General features: G+C 56.0%; 15 protein-coding genes and 1 tRNA gene. 3 read left to right on the top strand and 13 right to left on the bottom strand.

The genetic code is table 11. The annotated features are described in order from the left end of the window. Positions 1-12: 12 nt before the first annotated feature. The 4 genes from rfbD to rfbB form a co-directional block, all read right to left on the bottom strand. Positions 13-903, bottom strand: a complete 891-nt coding sequence (gene rfbD, locus KP702_RS04210; protein ID WP_237389868.1) for a dTDP-4-dehydrorhamnose reductase — start codon at positions 901-903, stop codon at positions 13-15. 8 nt (positions 904-911) lie between these two features. Next, positions 912-1,475, bottom strand: coding sequence for a dTDP-4-dehydrorhamnose 3,5-epimerase (gene rfbC / locus KP702_RS04205; protein ID WP_202206872.1), 564 nt, complete (start codon positions 1,473-1,475; stop codon positions 912-914). A gap of 104 nt (positions 1,476-1,579) precedes the next feature. Continuing rightward, a complete protein-coding gene (gene rfbA, locus KP702_RS04200) occupies positions 1,580-2,452 on the bottom strand; it encodes a glucose-1-phosphate thymidylyltransferase RfbA (protein WP_202207245.1) in 873 nt (290 codons plus the stop codon). Between the two features lie 20 nt (positions 2,453-2,472). Beyond that, complete coding sequence (gene rfbB / locus KP702_RS04195; RefSeq protein ID WP_202206871.1) at positions 2,473-3,528, bottom strand: dTDP-glucose 4,6-dehydratase; 1,056 nt, start codon at positions 3,526-3,528, stop codon at positions 2,473-2,475. A gap of 189 nt (positions 3,529-3,717) precedes the next feature. Here rfbB and KP702_RS04190 point away from each other — a divergent pair, with 189 nt between their 5' ends. Next, positions 3,718-5,766 carry a hypothetical protein gene (locus KP702_RS04190; protein WP_202206870.1) on the top strand — a complete coding sequence of 683 codons (2,049 nt, stop codon included), beginning with the start codon at positions 3,718-3,720 and terminating at the stop codon, positions 5,764-5,766. Further along, on the top strand, positions 5,763-6,452 hold the full coding sequence (locus KP702_RS04185; RefSeq protein WP_202206869.1) for a histidine phosphatase family protein: 690 nt from the start codon (positions 5,763-5,765) through the stop codon (positions 6,450-6,452). Before KP702_RS04190 ends, KP702_RS04185 begins: the two co-directional genes overlap by 4 nt. 390 nt (positions 6,453-6,842) lie before the next feature. Here KP702_RS04185 and KP702_RS04180 read toward each other — a convergent pair. The 8 genes from KP702_RS04180 to KP702_RS04145 all read right to left on the bottom strand — a co-directional run bounded on the left by KP702_RS04180 (position 6,843) and on the right by KP702_RS04145 (position 16,295). Beyond that, positions 6,843-6,918 (bottom strand) — tRNA-Lys (locus KP702_RS04180). 119 nt (positions 6,919-7,037) lie between these two features. Continuing rightward, positions 7,038-7,916, bottom strand: coding sequence for a ParB/RepB/Spo0J family partition protein (locus tag KP702_RS04175; protein ID WP_202206868.1), 879 nt, complete (start codon positions 7,914-7,916; stop codon positions 7,038-7,040). 6 nt (positions 7,917-7,922) lie between these two features. Further along, positions 7,923-8,723, bottom strand: coding sequence for a ParA family protein (locus tag KP702_RS04170; RefSeq protein ID WP_046900404.1), 801 nt, complete (start codon positions 8,721-8,723; stop codon positions 7,923-7,925). Then, the gene (gene rsmG, locus KP702_RS04165; protein WP_046900403.1) at positions 8,713-9,294 is read right to left on the bottom strand and encodes a 16S rRNA (guanine(527)-N(7))-methyltransferase RsmG; all 582 of its coding nucleotides are present in this window, start codon (positions 9,292-9,294) and stop codon (positions 8,713-8,715) included. The genes KP702_RS04170 and rsmG overlap by 11 nt, the downstream gene beginning before the upstream one ends. After that, positions 9,291-11,147 carry a tRNA uridine-5-carboxymethylaminomethyl(34) synthesis enzyme MnmG gene (mnmG, locus tag KP702_RS04160; RefSeq protein WP_215768556.1) on the bottom strand — a complete coding sequence of 619 codons (1,857 nt, stop codon included), beginning with the start codon at positions 11,145-11,147 and terminating at the stop codon, positions 9,291-9,293. Before mnmG ends, rsmG begins: the two co-directional genes overlap by 4 nt. Positions 11,148-11,150: 3 nt before the next feature. Continuing rightward, on the bottom strand, positions 11,151-12,446 hold the full coding sequence (gene mnmE, locus KP702_RS04155) for a tRNA uridine-5-carboxymethylaminomethyl(34) synthesis GTPase MnmE (RefSeq protein WP_215768555.1): 1,296 nt from the start codon (positions 12,444-12,446) through the stop codon (positions 11,151-11,153). 113 nt (positions 12,447-12,559) lie between these two features. Continuing rightward, positions 12,560-13,996, bottom strand: a complete 1,437-nt coding sequence (locus tag KP702_RS04150) for a cytochrome c (protein WP_215749581.1) — start codon at positions 13,994-13,996, stop codon at positions 12,560-12,562. Between the two features lie 34 nt (positions 13,997-14,030). After that, positions 14,031-16,295, bottom strand: coding sequence for a PQQ-dependent dehydrogenase, methanol/ethanol family (locus tag KP702_RS04145; protein ID WP_215749579.1), 2,265 nt, complete (start codon positions 16,293-16,295; stop codon positions 14,031-14,033). A 423-nt stretch (positions 16,296-16,718) separates the two neighbouring features. On the opposite strand from KP702_RS04145, the gene KP702_RS04140 reads away from it, so the two are divergent. After that, entirely contained in the window at positions 16,719-17,204 is a 486-nt protein-coding gene (locus KP702_RS04140; protein ID WP_202206863.1) for a methylated-DNA--[protein]-cysteine S-methyltransferase, read from the top strand. A gap of 60 nt (positions 17,205-17,264) precedes the next feature. Here the strand turns inward: KP702_RS04140 and rho are convergent, their stop codons facing one another. Beyond that, positions 17,265-18,566, bottom strand: coding sequence for a transcription termination factor Rho (gene rho, locus KP702_RS04135; RefSeq protein ID WP_046900397.1), 1,302 nt, complete (start codon positions 18,564-18,566; stop codon positions 17,265-17,267). Positions 18,567-18,582: the final 16 nt, after the last annotated feature.

Here is an 18,582-nt window from a genome sequence, read left to right as displayed (position 1 = left end):
GACCCCTTATTCTCAGGTTGCTGCGAAAAGCCGGTGGACTGTCCGCGCCACGCTCTCACGCCATTCTGGCAGACGAACACCGAAAATACGATGCAGTTTCGAGCAGTCCAGTCGGGAATCCTGCGGGCGCTTGGCAGGGGTCGGCCAGTCTTCCGTCCGGATTGCACTGACTGTTGGCATGGTCTGACCATGCTTTTCTGCTTCTTCGAGCGCGGCAACAGCCAGACCGTGCCATGTCGTTTCGCCTGTGCCGCTGGCGTGATAGATGCCACCAAATTCCGGCTTCCAGCCATCTTTTTTGATGAGGGCCAGAATAGCGAGAATAGCATCAGCCAGATCGTCAGAACTGGTGGGGTTGCCGCTTTGATCGCCAACAACCTTGAGCGCCGGATTTTTAGCGCCGGCATTGATCATGGTCTTGACGAAATTCTTGCCGTGAGCGGAGTAAACCCAGGAGGTCCGAAGAATGATGCTCTTCGGGTTTGCCGCCAGAACAGCCTGTTCGCCGTCAGCTTTGGTGCTGCCATAGACTGTTTCAGGGCTTGTAGGATCCTCTTCCGTGTAAGGAGATCCCTTGTCACCAGAAAAAACATAGTCCGTTGAAACATGGATGAACGGAATGCCGGCCTTTGCGCAGGCTTCCGCGAGCGCCTTGGGGCCTGAGCAGTTGGCGCGCTCGGCTCCAGCTGTTTCCGTTTCTGCCAGATCAACGGCCGTCCAGGCAGCTGCATTTACGACAGCTTCAGGGCGGTATTTTTCAATCGCTGCGGAAATGGTTTCCGGTTTGTCGAAGTCGAACTCCGGGCGCCCAACACGGATGATCTGATCACCCCCGATGTTCGCAAGAGACGTCGCAAGCTGGCCATTGCCGCCCGTGACAAGGATAGGACCTGTGCTGGACATAATGCGACTCACTTTTCGTAAGAGAACCAGCCCTTGGCTGCGGAGAAGTGTGGAGCGACCTTATCCTTGTCGGAAAGGACGGCTTCTTCTTCGGAAATGGGCCAATCAATGTTCAGGTCGAGACAGTTCCAGATGACGGCCCGCTCGGAAACCTTGCTGTAAAGCGATGTGCACTTATACTGAACTTCCGTGTTCTCTTCGAGAGTCACGAAGCCATGCAGAAAGCCCGGCGGCACCCAGAGCTGAGACCAGTTTTCAGCAGAAAGCTCAGCGGCCACCCATTGACCGTATGTTGGTGAGCCTGTGCGAGCATCCACAGCGACGTCCCAGATCGCGCCACGTGTTACACGAACCAGCTTTCCCTGCTCATAGGGGGCAAGCTGGCAGTGAAGTCCACGAACAACGCCTTTTTCGCAGGACAGGCTTTGATTGTCCTGAACGAACGGAAGGTTGATACCCGCTTCTGTCATACGATCGAGATTGTAGGTCTCCGAAAAGAAACCCCGATTGTCACTAAAACGTGGCGGCGTGACGAGAATGACGTCTGGAATGGCGAGACGTTCAACCTTCATGACGAATTCCTTTTTATAAACGATGTCCGGGAGCGGAGACAAAACAGAAAGGGGACAGAAAAAACGCTGTCTGGGAAATTCAGACAGCGTTTTGGACATCCAGTTCAGGAAGCGTGGTCTGCCAGTTCAAGCAGAAGGCGGCCGAGTTCTGTTTTGCCCATTTTTTTTGCATGGGCACGAAGCTGGTCAGCGTTGATGAACTTGTTGCGGAACGCGACTTCAGCAGGTGAGCCAACCAGCATGCCCTGACGGGACTGAATGGTCTGAACGAAGGTTCCAGCCTGCATCAGGCTATCTGGCATACCAGCATCAAGCCAGGCACAGCCACGACCAAGGCGGTCAACCTGCAGAGTACCTTCTTCAAGATACATACGGTTGAGATCGGTAATTTCCAGTTCGCCGCGGGGACTGGGTTTCACCTTCTTGGCGAAATCCACAACGCGATGATCATAGAAATACAGACCTGTGACGGCCCAATGGGATTCCGGTTGAGCTGGTTTTTCTTCGACTTTTAGAGCTCGGCCGCTTTCATCAAACGAGACCACGCCATAGCGCTCAGGATCACGGACCTGATAGGCGAAGACGGTTGCGCCTTCCGGCCGGTTCGATGCTGCGCGCAGCAGCACACCCAGATGTTCGGAGAAGATCAGATTGTCGCCGAGAGCGAGTGCGCAAGGAGCGCCCTGGATCCAATCTTCGGCAATCAGAAACGCCTGTGCCAGACCGTCTGGGGACGGCTGAACCCGGTATTCAAACTTCACGCCAAACTGTGATCCATCGCCCAGAAGACGCTGGAACTGCGGCATGTCATGCGGGGTCGTGATGATCATGATATCCCGGATTCCCGCCAGCATCAGCGTGGAAAGGGGATAATAGATCATCGGTTTGTCGTAGACCGGCAGGAGCTGCTTTGAGGAAGCAAGCGTCATGGGATACAGGCGTGTGCCCGAACCGCCAGCCAGGATAATGCCCTTCATGGGCTTCGTCTCGATCGTGCTCATGCGCGTGTTCCCAGTCGCTGTCCCGTATAACGCTTGGAGCGGATTCCTTCCCACCAGTCACGGTTGTCGAGATACCACTGAACCGTTTTGCGGATGCCAGTTTCGAAATCGTTCTTGGCTTTCCAGTCCAGCTCCTTTTCGGCATGGGACGGGTCGATTTCATAGCGGAAATCATGGCCGGGACGGTCTGTCACATAACGGATCAGACGCTCACGCGGGCCTTCCGGGTCTGGCAGGAGTTCATCCAGAACGGCGCAGATCTTCTTGACGACTTCGAGGTTCGTGCGCGGCTGACGGGCACCGATGGCATAGGTCTCACCGGGCTTGCCAATTTCGACAGCGCGAACGAGAGCTTCAGCATGGTCCTCAACGAACAGCCAGTCGCGAATGTTCTCACCCTTGCCATACACCGGCAATTCACGACCTTCGATGGCATTGATGGTCACGAGCGGAATGAGCTTTTCCGGGAAGTGCCAGACGCCGTAGTTGTTGGTCGTATTGGTGACGAAAGTTGGCAGACCGTAGGTATGATACCAGGCACGAACCAGATGATCGGAAGAGGCTTTTGATGCGGAGTAGGGGCTGCGTGGATCGTAAGGGGTCGTCTCGGTGAAAGGCGGATCATTTGGCTCTAGATGGCCAAACACTTCATCCGTTGAAATGTGATGGAAGCGGAAAGCCGCTTTCTCATCATTTCCAAGATTGCTCCAGTATTTCCGGGCAGCTTCCAGGAGAGAGTAAGTGCCGACAATATTTGTCTGGATGAAAACGCCAGGACCATCAATCGAGCGGTCTACATGGCTTTCAGCAGCCAGATGCATGACGGCATCCGGGCGATATTCCTCAAAAAGGCGTTGCATTTCAACGCCATTTACGATGTTCGCCCGTGCGTGGGAATAACGCGGATCAGAAGCGACTTCGGCTACGGTGTCTTCGGACGCTGCATATGTCATGCAGTCCACATTCAGAACGCTGTGTTCAGTGTTCCTGATAATATGACGCACCACGGCCGAACCTATGAAGCCGCAACCGCCTGTCAACAATATCCGCATTTCAACCTCTTAACATCACGGTAGGAGCTTCAGCCCCGTCACGAAGAAGTATCTTACAGTGTTGTACAAGAGGCGCAAATTTTGCTTGTGGTAATATTTAGTGAAACCAATTGCCGTAACCATTAAGGCCTCGCCCCGAGTTCCGTAATGAGCTACCCAGACATTCCTGTTAGGCAGGAGATTAGAGGTATGCTGGCTGATATACTGACCCGATCGCTTGTAGACGTTTTGGAACGTCCGGATCTGCGGGTCGTGGCTGCAGGGCTTATGCCCGAGCTTGATATTTCGCTGGAGCAGTCTTTTCAGTTGGGTGAGAATCTCCTGTCTGAACCAAGTTCAGTAACGGGGCGAGCATGTCTGAAACTAGGTGAACCATGTTTGCGGACGCCCGGTTTAGCGCCGACATTTCTTCGCCAGGCTGTTGAACTCTTTCGACTTCTGCATAATGGGGCAGATGTCCGTCTTGCGAGCTTTGCTGCTGCCCGTGTCGCAGCGCTGTTTCATGCGCTCGATACGAATGCGGTCAATCCGCTTCCACGGGAATTGGCTCTTTGTGCGGGAGACGTTCCGGACAGCACAACGCTTCTGGCACTCTGGACTAGCCTGAAGCACCACCTGTCAAATCCTCCGGAATTCACCGAAGATGACGCAAAGCGCCTCAGACCCGTTCTTGTGCGGCTGTGGCACGTTATGGCCCCGGCAGAAACACTGATGAGTAGTGGCGGGGATTCTCGCCTGGCCGTTGACCCCGAAACTGGCCTGAACAAGTATTCTTGTTCTCATCGCCCACGCCCATGGGCCGTGACGTTTGGTTCTTCCACGGCATCCTCTTTGTCAGAACGAGGTTTTGGGGGGGCTGAATTTGCGCGCTGCATGATGATGAATGCGCTCCTGTCAAAGCAGGACCCGGATCTCGTGCAGGAAAGCATTGTCAGAAGTGCGCGTGCAGGTATCGGGCGGCATTATGGTTTGCCGGAAGATGCCGTTCTTCTGTCCGCATCCGGCACGGATTGTGAACTTGCTGTGCTTGCTCTTGTGGCGGCCGGAACAGATCGACCAGTCAGTTCCATTCTTCTGGCTCCTGATGAGACAGGGAGTGGGGTGCCCTTGGCCGCTCGTGGGCGTCACTTCGCGGGTGATAGCGCATGCTCTACGACAGTCGGAAAGGGGGAACTGATTGAGGGATTCCCCGAAGACACACAACTGTTTGGCGTTCCCATTCGGAATGAGGATGGAACCTCGCGTCTGCTTGAAGACATTAATGCGGAATGTAGGGAGTTGGCCCGACGAGAAGTGAAGGCTGGCCGACACGTCCTGCTGCATCGTTTGGATCAGTCAAAAACGGGTCTTGCTGCACCTGATATGGAAACGGTTGCAGAGTTGCAGACTGAATTGGGAGAGCATCTCAGTGTTGTTGTAGATGCCTGCCAGGCACGCCTTAGCCCATCGCGTGTTTCAGAATGGGTTAAAGATGGTCTGCTGGTTATGATCACGGGGTCAAAATTCTTTACTGGACCACCGTTCTGTGGGGCACTTCTGGTGCCAGATGTGATCCTGGAGAAGATGTCATCGCTTTCGCTCCCCAAAGGCTTGAAGTCTTATGGAAATCGGGACGAGTGGCCTGAGCAGGCTGACAGGCACGCGTTGAATAATGGTCACAATATTGGTCTGGCCCTACGCTGGCATGCGGCTCTCGCTGAAATGGATGCGCTCTTCTCGCTTCCTGATTCCCTGATCCGCCAGAGACTCAATGATTTCATGACCGAGGCTGTTAAGCTGGTAGAGGCCAGTCCTACCTGCACGTTACTGCCAGTCGGGAAACCTACTGATGATGGTCGGTGGGACGCTGTGCCGACCATTCTGTCATTTCTGGTGGAAGATCCCAAAAATCCGGATGCGCCTCTCGGACTGGAAGATGCGCGTAAGTTGCATCGGTGGCTCAATGCAGATCTTTCACCATGGGTAGGGGAGGGCGAGCCAGCACTTCTCTGTGTTCTTGGCCAGCCTGTTCCGGTTCCACATCCCTTGGTGACTGGTCATGCCGGAGCTTTGAGATTGTGTGGCGGCGCGCGTCTGGTCTCAGGCGAGCCATCGCACGAAGGTCTGGATGAAAAGCAGCGCTTGCAGCGGGAGTGTGCAGACGCGAAACGGGTGCTTGCCAAACTTGAGCTCATTTTGGAAAACTGGGACGTTCTTCTGGACGCCAACCCTGTTCCCCGTTACGCGCCTCTCTCATGACACAGACAGACCAAGCCGTCCCTCATGGACACTTTCTTGATACGCCTGAACTGCCACGCGGTATTACCCGCTTCTGGCTGATCAGACATGCCGTTGTAGAGGCGAGTGCGCGCAAGACCATGTATGGCGCGATGGACGTTCCGCTTTGCATGGATGCGATGGCGAGCCAGCAGGGTGGATACGCTGCTTTGGCCAGACGTCTGCCGTCTGATGCTGTCTGGTATACCTCACCGCTTCAAAGGGCACGTGACACTGCCGCACAGATACGCTGCGCAGGAGCGTTTACCCACGCTGACGTCACGGTTGATCCAAGATTTATTGAGCAATCTATCGGAGAGTGGCACGGAACGCCGCACGATCAGTTTCTCTCTCTGCTGACGCTGCCGCCCAATCCATTCTGGTCTTTGTCAGCCAGTGAGCTTCCGCCGGGCGGAGAAAGCATGCTGGATGTTTGTGCGCGCGTCTCCCATGGCCTGGAAGATCTTGCCAACGCAAATGCTGGTCAGGATATGGTTGTTGTGAGCCACGGTGGCGCGATCCGGGCGGCACTTTCACACGCTCTTGCCATCCACCCTGATATTGCTCTGCGCTTCACTATTCAAAATCTGTCGATTTCGATTATCGAGCGTATCAATGGGTTGTGGCGTGTTGTGGCTGTTAACGAACTGCCAGATTTTCGGGGATAAACCGGGGATGCCTCTGAGGAGGTCTTGGTCAGGTATTCTTTTTCTTTAAGCGAGCGCGTCACATCCATGATCCATTGCATCAGGCAGCCGCCGAGTGCAGCCAAAATATAGGATGCGTAATGGTATTCTTGCAGAAGCTTGTATGTCAGAACTGCGAATAAGGCAGAGCAGAAATTCTTTAAAGCGTTTTCCTATCGTCTTTTTGTCGTCAAAAAAGACGATAGGAATATTTCATTATCACCAAAGAAAGCTCTTCTAAGGGGCTATTATTTTAATTTTTGTGAAAACGTTCGAGCGAATGCTTTCTAAAAGCGAGAGTAACCAGATTTGAAAATCCAGATAAAATACTTTGAGATGCATATTTTCAAAGGTAAGACCGGAAACGGAGCTTGGTGGGCACACAAGGGCTCGAACCTTGGACCCGCTGATTAAGAGTCAGCTGCTCTACCAACTGAGCTATGTGCCCGTCGCTCCGTTTCCGGTGAGGCGCCTTATAAAGGGGAAGCGGGAATGCTTGCAAGGGGTTTTTTCAGATTATAATGAATAAAATCCAAAAAAATGATGGCTCCCTTTGATAACCGCCTCTTATTCCCGGTTGAGAAGACGCATGAGGCTCTCAAACTGTTCAAGAGATCGGTAATCGATCTTTAGCGAGCCGCCCTTTTTTCCGTCGTAAGCGATGTGGACTTTAAGTCCCAGCCGGAGAGCCAGATCTTCTTCAATCTGGACAATCTCTGCGTCCCGGCGCTTTTTCTGAACGGCTTTCTTCTCTGATTTCTCAGCGACAAGAGCTTCTGTCTGGCGGACATTCAGTCCTTTTTCCAAAACAGTTTTGGCCGCAGCTATCGGGTCTGGATGGCTCAGAAGGGCACGGGCATGTCCGGCTGAGAGTTCACCGCGGCGAACATGGGTCCGGATCTCTGGCGGCAGGTTCAGCAAGCGCATGGTATTGGTGATGTGAGGTCGGGATTTTCCGACGGCGCCGGCCAGTTCTTCCTGCGTCAGGGTATAATCTGTGATGAGCCGCTGAAGGCCTTCAGCTTCTTCGATCGGGTTCAAATCGGCGCGCTGAAGGTTTTCCACAAGCGCGGCTGCCATGGCATCCGTGTCATCCAGCTGGCGCACATGCACGGGGACACTATGCAGTCCGGCAAGCTGAGAGGCGCGCCACCGCCGCTCGCCAGCGATGATCTGGTATCGCTCAGGGTTGGCCGGGTCTGGTCGGACGAGGAGGGGCTGCAGAACGCCGCGGGACCGAATGGAATTGGCCAGTTCTTCCAGTCGCTCAGGGTTCATGTCCTGACGGGGCTGAAAGGGGCTGGGCTCCAGCACATCAACAGGCAGGGACGTATGCTGCTGAACAGGCGCATTGGCGCGCGTAGCACGGGCCAGCTGGGGAGCCTGATCGCCCAGAAGGGCGGCAAGACCACGACCGAGGCGCGGAGAAGTATCCTTTTTGGCCATCACAGCTTACGCCTTTGTCCTGTTCTCGGTTCGCTTCAGAAGTTCGTCCGCCAGTGCCACATAGGCGACTGCGCCTGTGGAGCGTGCATCATAGTTCAGCACCGGGCTGCCATGACTCTGGGCTTCGGAAATACGAATATTTCTCGGGATTAGCGTTTCGAGAACCTGCTCACCAAAGAAACCTCGTGCATCCTGTGCCACGAGTTCTGAAAGGTTGTTCCGCCGATCGTACATGGTCAGCACAATGCCTTCGAGATGCAGATCTGCATTGAAGGCACGACGCACACGGTCAATGGTGCGCACAAGCTGACTGATCCCTTCCAGCGCAAAGAACTCACACTGTAGCGGCACGAGAACGCTGTCTGCAGCGACGAGGGCATTGAGCGTGAGAAGGCCAAGGCTGGGCGGGCAATCGATCAGGATGGTATCGTAGTCGCCTTCAAGGGAGCGCAGAGCATCCCTTAGACGATATTCACGACGCTCATCTGCGATCATCTCAAGTTCAGCACCAGCCAGCTCATTATTGGCGGTGATAATCGAAAGATTTTCGAACTCTGTCGGCTGTGCGAGAGCGTGTGGCTCTGCTTCCTGCATCAGGGCGGCATACGTGCCAATATTCCGCTGATCATACTCAATGCCCAACCCGGTCGAGGCATTGCCTTGAGGGTCCAGATCAACGAGCAGGACGCGCTGTTTCCGTGCCAGCGCAGCAGCTAGATTGATTGTGGTCGTGGTTTTGCCAACACCACCCTTCTGGTTGGTGACGGCAATGATGCGAGTGGTGGGGGATACGGAATTAGACGACACGCTTGAAATCACTGACCTTGATAATGGCTCCGCCGGGGTCGGTGCGGCTGGGAAGAATGGTAGATGTCATGTGCCAGTCACGGCTTGCCTCGGTCAACTCATCCTGCGCCTTTATGCCTTTGAGAAACAGACAAAATCCGTTTTCTTTCAGCAAAGGACGCGCCCATCCGAGCAGTTTGACCAGCGGGGCCAGCGCACGGGCTGTAATGATGTCGGCTTCTGGCGGGGTTGCTGCTTCAATGCGCTTCGGAATGACCGTGACTTTGGCTCCGCAGATGCGACCAGCTTCCCGGAGGAAGGCACATTTCCGCTGATCGGACTCAATTAACGTCACAGGATTATCTGTTGCGATTGCCAGAATAAGGCCAGGAAAGCCTCCGCCTGAGCCCAGATCAGTAATGGTTGCACCGGCAGGAATCATGTCTGCGAGTTGCAGGCTGTCCTGAATATGGCGTGGCCACAATTGGCCCAGATCTTTTGGGCTGACCAGATTGATCTTCGCATTCCATTGCACGAGCAGGTCTGCGAAGCGTTCCAGTCTCTCCTGCGTTTCACGTGAAACGGTGGTCATGACAGGGTCCTTACATGGGCCAGCAGGGCAACCAGCGCAGCGGGGGTTACACCTCGCACACGTTGCGCAGCTGCAAAGCTGGTTGGTCGTGCCTGAGTAAAACGCTCACGCATCTCACTGCTCAGGCCGCCGATAGCGTTGTAATCCAGATTGTCCGGAAGAGCGATGGCGCTTTCAGATGCAAGCTGCTTGATCTCGCGATCCTGCCGCTGGAGATAGCCGCCGTAGCGAGCTTCCGTTTCCACATGGCGGCGGATACGGAGAGGCAGGGCACCAAACCATGGCGCTAGATCCAATACCTTCGAATGATCGCCGTTGCTGGCCAGAACATCCAGAACGCTGCGTCGTCGCCCATCCAGAGAGACCTCAAACCCGACGTCCTTGAGGGCTTGGGGCAGGAAGGTCGTCGATGCTGCCAGTGCCATGGCTGCGTCAATCTGGGTTTTCATGTCGGTAAAGGCTTCAGCGCGTTCAGATAGAATGCAGCCAGCGTCCATGCCTTTTGGCGTAAGTCTTAGGTCTGCATTGTCAGCCCGGAGGCTTAAGCGATACTCGGCCCGTGACGTGAACATGCGGTAGGGCTCGCTGATGCCGTGCAATGTCAGGTCGTCGATCATGACACCCAGATAAGCATCGCTCCGATCCAGAATGAGCGGATCGTTTCCGGCGGTCGCGCGAGCGGCATTCAGGCCAGCAAGAAGGCCCTGAGCGCCCGCTTCCTCATAGCCTGTCGTACCGTTGATCTGCCCCGCCAGGTAGAGGCCAGGCAGGCTGCGCAACTGAAGTGAGGGCATCAGTTCTCGCGGGTCGACGTAATCATACTCCACAGCGTATCCGGCTGTGACGATCCGCGCTTTTTCCAGCCCTGGCATCGAAGCGATCATGAGGGCCTGAACATCAGCGGGAAGGCTGGTGCTGATACCGTTCGGGTAAACAAGATCACCCCCGGGATTTCCAGAGAGCGCTTCGGGCTCAAGAAAAACCTGATGGGAAGACCGCTCTGCGAAACGGACAACCTTGTCCTCAATAGACGGGCAATAGCGTGGCCCACGGCCTGCAATCGCACCACCATACATGGCTGAACGGTGCAGGTTCTCGTTAATGATCCGGTGCGTTTCCGGTGTGGTCTGGCTGATCCGGCATGAGACCTGGGCGTTGGTGATGCTGCTCGTCAGAGGGCTGAACGGTTCTGGAACTTCATCCCCCCGATCTTCAGGCAGGTTCTCCCAGTCAATGCTGTCTCGGGCAATGCGTGGTGGTGTGCCAGTCTTGAGGCGGCCCATACGAAGCTTCAGAGCTTCTAGCCGTTCTCCCAGCTTGGTAGCGGGCGCTTCACCGATGCGTCCCGCAAGCTGTTGTTCGTGGCCGACATGGATGACACCGCGCAGGAACGTGCCCGTCGTGAGCACCACGGCGCCACAGCGGAAAGACCGACCATCTTCGCAGATCACACCACGAATATGTCCGTTTTCTTCAATCAGATCACCAACCGCACCTGCCATGATGGTCAGGTTGGGTGTTTCTGCCAGAAGGGTTTGAATGGCCGTTTTGTAAAGGGAGCGATCTGCCTGCGCGCGAGGACCATGCACAGCCGGCCCTTTGGAGCGATTGAGCAGCTTGAAATGGATGCCAGCGCGATCAGCGGCTTTGCCCATCAGCCCATCCAGTGCATCAATCTCACGCACGAGATGCCCTTTGCCAATCCCGCCGATGGCTGGGTTGCAAGACATAGCCCCGATGGTTTCGAGCTTGTGCGTCAGCAGGAGCGTCTTGGCCCCAAAGCGTGCTGACGCTGCCGCTGCTTCACAACCAGCATGGCCGCCGCCGATCACGATGACATCGAAATCGCTCAAAACTTACTTCCCGATACAGAACTGCCCGAAAATTGCATCGAGCAGGGATTCAACATCAACACGTCCTGTCAGACGTCCCAGAGCCTGCATGGACAGGCGTAACTCTTCTCCGCGCAACTCGGGCCACGTGGCACCTCGGGCGAGATCCAGGTGCGCAACAGCTTCCTGAATGCCTGCACGGTGGCGCGCACGGGTCAAAGGCGGCGCTCCGGCATTGGCCGTCATCGCTGAGACCCGTTGGGTCAGGAAGGCTCGCAGTTCTGACAGACCTTCACCCGTCTGGGTGCTGATGCCTAGCATGTCCTGGGGGGCTGGTGCGATGTCGATTTTTGTTCGGACTGCAATTTCATCGGAAGACAAAGCATCGGCTGCTTTATCTGGCCCGATGAGGTGCAGAATAACGTCCGCCTGTTTCACGTGAAACAGTGCCCGGCGAATACCTTCCGCCTCAATCTCATCTTCCGTTTCTCGCAGCCCAGCTGTGTCGATCAGACGAAGACGCACGCCATCCAGAACCCAGTCCACTGCAATGGCATCCCGGGTTGTCCCCGCACGATGGGTCACAATAGCAGCATCATATCCGGATAACGCATTGAGAAGGCTTGATTTTCCTACGTTTGGCGAGCCTGCGATCACGACCGTCAGCCCCTGCCGCATCAGTTCTCCACGGTTGTCCTGAAGATGAGCGGCCATCTCGCTCTGTAGAGCGGACATCTCGGCCAGAAGAGTGTGTTCCACCTCGGGGGGAAGGTCTTCATCAGGAAAGTCGATCAGAGCTTCCTGATGGGCCAGCACCAGCCGAAGCCGTTGAGCCCATCCGTCATATAGGCGGCTAAGAGCGCCGTCTGCCTGCAGGAGAGCCTGCTTCCGCTGACTTTCAGTTTCGGAATCGACGAGGTCTGCAATGGCTTCTGCCTGCAGGAGATCCAGTCGGCCCTTCTGCACGGCGCGTTTCGTAAACTCCCCTGGCTCCGCAGGACGTGCGCCCAGATCGGTCAGTGCGTCCGCGACACGAGCGATAACGGCTGGGCCTGCATGCAGGTGCAGCTCGAACCCATCTTCTCCGGTGTAGGATTTTGGCCCTGGCAGCCAGAGCACCACAGCATGATCCATCACCTCGCCCTGATGGCGAAGGCTCCGGAGGCTGGCACGCCGAGGCTCGGGCAAGGACCCGCATAGGCTTTGGAGAACAGAGGCGCTCCCCGGTCCGCTGGCGCGCATGATGGCGATTGCCGCGCGGCCTGCGCCTGTGGCCAGAGCAAAAATGACCTGGGGGTCCGAGGAGGAAAAGGGGTTCATGCCCCTTTATGTAATGCAGGACGTCGTCATGTGAAATCGGCCTGCACAAAAGAAAACGGGCGGCCCGTTTCCGGACCGCCCGTTTCTTTCAGACCGATAGGGTCAGAAGAGGCTTATTGAGCCTCGTCCACGCCCGTATGAGTCTGCGGGGAGAAGGTCCAGCCTTCGCCGTAAGGTTGTGGCATGTAAGCCATCCAGCCTTTGGAAGAGACATTCCAGCCTGCGGTGGAAACCGCAGCGCCCGTCGTGCGGAGCTTGCGGATATCCGAAGCAGACAGCGTGCCCGGAGCCTGGTTACCCCAGCTCTTGCGCATGAAGTTGACGGCGTCTGCGATCTGCTGGTCAGACAGATGATCGCGGAAGCCTGGCATGGCAACAGCAGAGGGTGCTGTGTTCGTCGGAGGCAGAATGCCACCGAAGGTCACGATGTTGGCCATCGAGGTTGCATCGTCCGTGATGACAACCGGGTTACCAGCCAGAGGCGGGAACATGCGGTTGACGCCTGTACCGTCGTTCATGTGGCAGATGGAGCAGTTGTGGAGGTAAACTTCTGCACCTGCATCACCCTTGCCACCGGCTTCCAGCAGGGCTGTTGCCTTGCCATCGTCCTGACCAAGGTTCTTGCCTTCAGGCACGGCAGGCATGCTCTTCAGGTACTTGGCTGTGGCGTGCAGGTCGTCGTCGGTCCAATGCTGGGTGCTGTAGGCAACCACGTCAGCCATACCACCGAAGACGGCAGAATGATCGATACGGCCGCTCTTCAGGAACTGGGCAATGTCGTCTTCAGACCAGCGACCCAGACCTGTGTCGCTGTTGCTGCGCAGGCTTGGAGCAATCCAGTTGTCGATTGGTGCACCACCAGACAGATAAGCGTTGCCGTCCTTGGCCGTGTAACCCTTGACCTGCATGGCCATGCCACGAGGCGTATGGCACTCGCCGCAATGGCCCGGGCCATTCACCAGATATTCGCCGCGAGCCACTTCCGGATCGGAAATGCTCTTATCGAGACCCGGCGTGACGGTTGGAACGAACATTGCGCGCCAGATGGCAAGCGGCCAGCGCATGTTCATCGGCCAGGAGATACCTGGCTGCTTGTTCTGAAGGGCAACCGGCTTCACGCCATGCATGAAGAAGGCATACATGGCCTTGATGTCGTCATCGGACAGGCGGGCGAACTCAGGATACGGCATGGCCGGATAGACCGTTGCGCCGTCCTTACGGATGCCTTTGCGGATCGCCTTCGTGAAGTCTTCCAGCGTGTAGCTGCCGATACCGTATTTTGGGTCCGGCGTAATGTTGGTGGAGTAGATCGTGCCAATCGGGCTCTTGATCTCCAGACCACCAGCATAAGGCTGGCCGTGTAGTGCGGTATGACAGGCGACGCAGTCAGACAGGCGGGCCACGTAGGCACCGCGCTGAATCAGGGCGTCATCAGCGTCCTGGGCTTGGGCAGCGCCAAAAGACACTGCCATAAGGCCGACTGCGGCCGCGAATTTCCATCCCTGTTTCATCTCAGATACCAGTCTGTCCCGAGTTAATGCCTTGAGCATGTCACGTCATTCCTTTCAGCGTGACGGTTTCCCGTCACGGATGGTCCGGCGTTGCAGGCGCAACCGAACCCTGAGGGACGTTGAGGAATTCGTCGTTCGGGACGCCTGCCTCATTCTCTCGGGCCTTGACTTCGTCTGCGTAGGACTCGTTGGCGCGCTTTACGATGAAGTTGCGGATGTCTTCGATTTCAGCCGGAGACATGGACGTGTCGAAACGATCCATACCGTAGGCCGTCAGAGCACCCTTGCCGACAAGCTTGTAGAACTTCTCAGGCCCGCGGATCGCACCGGACCAACGCAGGTCAGGCAGAACGCCGCCAGAGATGCTGTTGTCGCCGTGGCAGGCTGCACAATAGGTCTGGAACTGGAAGTAACCGTCCTTGGTCTTGGCTTCGTCCCACTTCTCAGGCGGCTTCACCGGAACAAATCCAAGCTCGTTCTTGGCAGGCAGCTTATCGTTGCCATCAAGAGCAAAGGCGATGATGCGTGAGTGGTTGACGGTCCAGCCGGAGGTCCGGGCTACGCCACCGAGGAAGAACGGATAGATACCGCCCCAACCCACTTCAACCGCAACATACTGCTTGCCGTGAGCCGTATAGGTCACCGGAGGAGCAATGATGGCGCTCTGGGCTGGGAACTTGAACAGATCCTTGCCTGTCGTAGCGTCGTAGGCATGGAATTCACCGGTCGCGAGACCCTGGAACAGAACGCCGCCAGCCGTGGCGAGAAGGCCACCATTCCACGGACCCTTGTGGTCAACCGTGAACGCTGCCTGCTGCTTCTGCGGATCCCAAGCCACGATCCAGCCCTTCAGATCTTTCAGGAACTGGGCTTTGTCAGCCTTATGCTGCGGATCGTTGTCGTCCAGCAGGCCGATCTTGTTCATGTCCAGACCAAGATTCCAGCTGTCGTGGTGAGCCTTGAAGCCACCCTTCTGCGGGTCATAGACGAACGGAACCTGCTGGGCCGGGATGTAAACCAGCTTCGTCTGCGGGCTGTAAGCCATGGCAGCGAAGTTATGACCACCCAGATCGCCCGGAATACCATACCAAGGCTTGCCGTTCAGCGTCCACAGAGCGTCGGGGTTATAGTTCGGACGGCCCGTTACAGGGTCCAGACCATTGGCCCAGTTCTCGTAGGTGTAAGGCTTGCCGGAAATGAACTTACCGGTCTTGGCATCGAGGATATAGAAAAAGCCGTTCTTTGGCGCATGAACAAGCACATGGCGCATTTCGCCATTGATCGGCATGTCGAGCGCCATGATCTGCTGAACCGAGGTATAATCCCACTGGTCCATCGGCGTTTCCTGGAAATGCCAGACGTATTTGCCGGTATCAGGATTGATGGCCACGATGCTGCCAAGGAAGAGGTTGTTCCCTTTTCCTTCAGAACGGAACTTGTAGTTCCATGGCGAGCCGTTACCGACGCCCAGATAGACAAGATCTGTGACCGGGTCATAGATCAGCGAGTCCCAGACGGTACCGCCGCCGCCCTGCTGCTTCCATGCGCCGCCCTTGCCCCATGTCGGGTAAGCCTTGGACATCAGCACATCGTCAGAAGCGGCGCCGTCCGGCTTGTTGTCGGGGTTCGGAACGGTAAAGAAGCGCCAGTTCAGCTTGCCCGTTTCAGCGTCATACGCCGTCACGAAGCCACGGGCGCCGAACTCTGCACCACCGTTGCCGACGATGACCTTGCCCTTGGCAATACGCGGGGCGCCATCAAGCGTGTAAGAGCGCTGGTGACCGAGCTGTGCTTCCTTTGGAACCGTGTAAACGCTCCAGACCAGCTTGCCGGTCTTGGCGTCCAGAGCGATCAGACGACCGTCGAACGTGCCAAAATAGACCTTGCCGTTCCAGTAAGCCGCACCACGGTTGACCGTATCGCAGCAGCCGCGGTCAGCGATATTGCCGGGAACTTTTGGATCGTAGGACCAGAGCAGTTTGCCTGTTGCTGCATCCAGAGCCTTCATTTTGCTCCAGTTGGTCGTGGCATACATGACGCCATCGACGATCAGCGGCGTACCTTCCTGCCCACGATTGGTATCCAGATCATAATGCCATGCAAGCTTCAGGTTGCCGGCATTGTCCTTTGTGATCTGGTCCAGCGGGCTGTAGCGCTGCTCGGAATAGGTCCGGCCATAGCTCATCCAGTCTCCTGGATGCTGGTCGGCGTTGGTGATGGCGGTACCGGTGTCCTCAGCGAGGGCAAGAGGGGAAGCTGCGCAGAATGCCAGTGCGGCTGCGCAGCCTAGAAGGCGCTTCTTCGTAACGTTGATCGGCGTCAGTAGACCAGAGACCATGATCCGACTGTCCTTTTTGCAAAGACTGTTCTTATTGCTGACATTCCGGACCGCTCAAGTCCTGATAGATGCCTTACAGGTAAGGAATCATCAGTTTTTCAAGTTGCCTGGAAAACCAGCATCACGAGAACTTACTACTCCTTATCTTATTGTTTATAGAAAACTGGGCTTCTGACGTTTCCGTGATCGTTATGCTGGCAAAAATCTGAAAACAAGTAGATGAGAACTGTTCTCAAAAACTAATGACCTGCATATGGGGCATCCTGTCGCGTTTTTGACACACGAATGGCTATTTCCCAACAGATTGCAGAGTATTTCAGGAAAGGATACGAAAATAGTACCATATGTTTTTTGAGAATATCGGCCTCCCGGAATATGCAGGGCATGCATACGTTTTTTTTACCGGGACTCTTTTAGGGAAGCATGATTGACGCTTTCCGAGGCATCGGGCAGCCTAACTGTATGCCACAGCTATCCTGTTATTCCCCCTTGGGTGCCCTGACCATCAGTGAAGACGAAGGGCGTATTGTCGCCCTCGACTGGGGATGGGGACGCGATCAGGAGCAGACTCCGCTCCTCGTAAAAGTTCGGGATCTGCTCGAACAGTATTTCGATGGCGAAAAGGTAGATTTTTCCAGTCTGCCATTCTCTCCATATGGCACGCCGTATCGCCAGAAGGTCTGGCAGGCAATCCTTGAAATCCCCTACGGAGAGACCCGAACATACGCCCAGATTGCGGCTCAGGCTGGTGGATCAGCCCGGTCCATAGGCGGAGCAATGGGCGCGAATCCGATCCCTGTTCTGATCCCGTGTCATCGTGTTGTGGGAACAAACGGGCTTGGAGGCTATTCGGGCCTGAATGGTGTTGTAGACAAGAGAATTCTCCTCAATCTCGAAAAGGGTGAGTGAGAAAGCCCAATAAAAAAGGGGAGCCATGGCTCCCCTTTTTTTGTGATGCAAACAACAGGATCAGTTGTTCATCGCGTCGAAGAAGTCCTGATTGGACTTGCTGTACTTGAGCTTGTCCAGCAGGAAGTCCATGGCATCCATCGTGCCCATCGGGGCAAGGATGCGACGCAGGACCCACATCTTGGAAAGCTCACCGCGCTCAACAAGAAGCTCTTCCTTACGTGTGCCAGACTTGGTGATGTCGATGGCCGGGAAGGTACGCTTGTCTGCAAGCTTGCGATCCAGGATGAGTTCGGCGTTACCGGTGCCCTTGAACTCTTCAAAGATCACTTCGTCCATGCGCGAGCCCGTATCGATCAGGGCCGTTGCGATGATGGTGAGTGAGCCACCTTCTTCAATGTTACGGGCCGCACCGAAGAAGCGCTTGGGGCGCTGTAGGGCGTTTGCGTCCACACCACCTGTCAGCACCTTACCCGATGAAGGAACGACGGTGTTGTAGGCGCGGGCAAGACGCGTAATGGAGTCCAGCAGGATGACCACGTCGCGCTTGTGCTCGACGAGGCGCTTGGCCTTTTCGAGAACCATTTCCGTCACCTGAACGTGGCGTGTTGCCGGTTCGTCGAAGGTGGAGGACACGACTTCACCACGCACCGAGCGCGCCATGTCCGTCACTTCTTCCGGACGCTCATCAATCAGAAGAACGATCAGGAAGACTTCAGGATGGTTGGCTGAAATGGACGCAGCGATGCTCTGGAGCATCACGGTCTTACCCGTGCGGGGCGGAGCAACGATCAGGGCACGCTGGCCCATGCCGATTGGCGTTACCAGATCGATTACACGCGGGGTGTAGTCGCGCTGGTCCTTTTTGCCCTTGCTACGCGGAGAAGACTCGCTGGCGGCTGGCTCGGACTGCTCAACTTCCATCTTCAGGCGGCGCTCAGGGTAGAGCGGCGTCAGATTGTCAAAGTTGATACGCGTCCGGACAACGTCCGGGTCTTCGAAGTTGATGGTGTTGACCTTGAGCAGAGCGAAGTAACGCTCGCCGTCACGCGGTGCACGGATCTGACCTTCGACGGTATCGCCGGGGCGGAGGCCGAAGCGACGAACCTGGGTCGGGGAAATGTAGATGTCGTCAGGGCCGGGAAGGTAATTTGCTTCCGGGCTGCGCAGGAATCCAAAACCGTCTGGCAGGATTTCCAGCGTCCCTTCGCCGTAGATCGCCTGATCGCGCTCGGCAAGGGTCTTGAGGATGGCAAACATGATGTCCTGCTTGCGCATGGACGAGACGTTCTCGATCTCCAGTTCCTCTGCATAAGCCAGCAGATCGGCCGGAGATTTTTTCTTGAGTTCGGCGAGATGCATGAAAGGCGCGCCTTAT

It is taken from the genome of Gluconobacter sp. P5B12, from assembly GCF_018812035.1.
GTDB lineage: Bacteria > Pseudomonadota > Alphaproteobacteria > Acetobacterales > Acetobacteraceae > Gluconobacter.
This window is presented reverse-complemented; position numbering and strand designations above follow the sequence as displayed.